Annotated in this window: 3 protein-coding genes; 1 reads left to right on the top strand and 2 read right to left on the bottom strand. The window is 42.2% G+C overall.

The window, feature by feature from the left end; genetic code table 11:
* Positions 1-417: 417 nt before the first annotated feature.
* A complete protein-coding gene (locus tag F6K37_RS42420) occupies positions 418-582 on the bottom strand; it encodes a plasmid partition protein ParG (RefSeq protein ID WP_198954017.1) in 165 nt (54 codons plus the stop codon).
* A gap of 172 nt (positions 583-754) precedes the next feature.
* Here F6K37_RS42420 and F6K37_RS42425 point away from each other — a divergent pair, with 172 nt between their 5' ends.
* Positions 755-949, top strand: coding sequence for a hypothetical protein (locus F6K37_RS42425; RefSeq protein WP_287257220.1), 195 nt, complete (start codon positions 755-757; stop codon positions 947-949).
* A 230-nt stretch (positions 950-1,179) separates the two neighbouring features.
* On the opposite strand, the gene F6K37_RS42430 is transcribed toward F6K37_RS42425, so the two are convergent.
* Positions 1,180-1,392: hypothetical protein (locus F6K37_RS42430; RefSeq protein WP_287257221.1), on the bottom strand; the 213-nt coding region annotated here is incomplete at its 5' end.

Raw genomic sequence — 1,392 nt, forward strand, 5'->3', positions numbered from 1 at the left:
CAGCGCTACTAGGTGGTCCAAATTCCTCTGGCAGCTGATCGATGTGCTCAATCCCTAGTCGTTGGCACAGCAATTTCAGTTGCCGCAGCGTTGGTCTAGCCTCAGTCCTACCAGAGACCCAGCGCTGCTAAGTCGCACGAGGAATACCACAGTAGATCGCTAATTCGTCTTGAGAAAAATTGGTGCGTTCAATTTTTAGAGCCTCCAAGGGAGAATCACTACTGTGTTTGCGCCTTTTACTTTGTTCTCTGTCATAGTATGCTGGCTCAGCATGGTTTTAAGGCCAGACTTAACAGGATTATAGTCAGGCATCAAAATGAAATATAACCAGAGATACTCAAATGCGATTCGGCAAAGCCGACGCTGCGCGATCGCATAAGCCTGTAAATCTATTACCGCTAAGGTTTCAGGATTTATTCATGTCTCCTTTTCTCCGTGTATATACACACCATTTTGGTCAAGCCACTTGTCAATTAATTCATTGACAACATCGCTCATGTCCCTGTCTTGCATAACACAAGCTGCTTTAAAGTTCTTTTTTTTATCTTTGGATAGATAAACCCGTATTGATTCTTCAGCCACAGTCCTACTACCAGTAAACAACTTTACTCCATTCTGGCATCAATGATTTTTTTTACAAAATTTATAAATTTATTTTTCCAGCGATGAGGTAGGCTAGGGAAAGCCAACGTGCCGAGCCGTAAGAGTTGATGGGCTGCCTACTACTCCATTGTTTAACGGAGATAGCTCCATTATGGCTTATCCACAAAACTTGCAAGCTTGGGCAGTTACCCGTATAGTTCCCCCAACCCAATGGGTAATTATCAGTTGCTACTACACTTGCTCCGACCCAGAGGAACATCTTCAGTTATGGCGTCAGCGAGTCCCTAATACCCAATTTGACCTCGTATTTGATTTGCCCGATAGCACAAACTATAGGGATCTGTAGATTCATTTGGTGGGGATAAGGATGCTCATGAGCAATGGCTAGAGACTCAAAAGCACTCGCTTAATTATTCTTCCCATTAATTTTTTCTTTGACAACTTGCGGTAAATAAAATTTATCCTCAGAATCAATGAACTTCGTCAAAAAAACTAATCGTACTAGAAATATCAAAGGAGAAGAATTAAAAACAATTTTCATCTGGAATCACCAGTTTATTTCCCATCTTATTGACATCAACTCAGCGCGCCCAAGGCTTCCAATGCTGACTTCTGTGCTAGGCTCAAACCGGTAACTCCTGTGATGTTCATACCTTGGTAAGGTCGATCAGGAATCAAGGTTTTAATACACTGACCTGTGTGAGTATTCCAAACTTTAATAGTCCCATCATTACTGCCACAAGTAAGCCAATAACTGCTCACCTGTTCTTGATCAGACCTACCCTGGTG

The sequence above is a fragment of the Moorena sp. SIO4E2 genome (assembly GCF_010671945.1).
In the GTDB taxonomy this organism is placed as follows: domain Bacteria; phylum Cyanobacteriota; class Cyanobacteriia; order Cyanobacteriales; family Coleofasciculaceae; genus Moorena; species Moorena producens.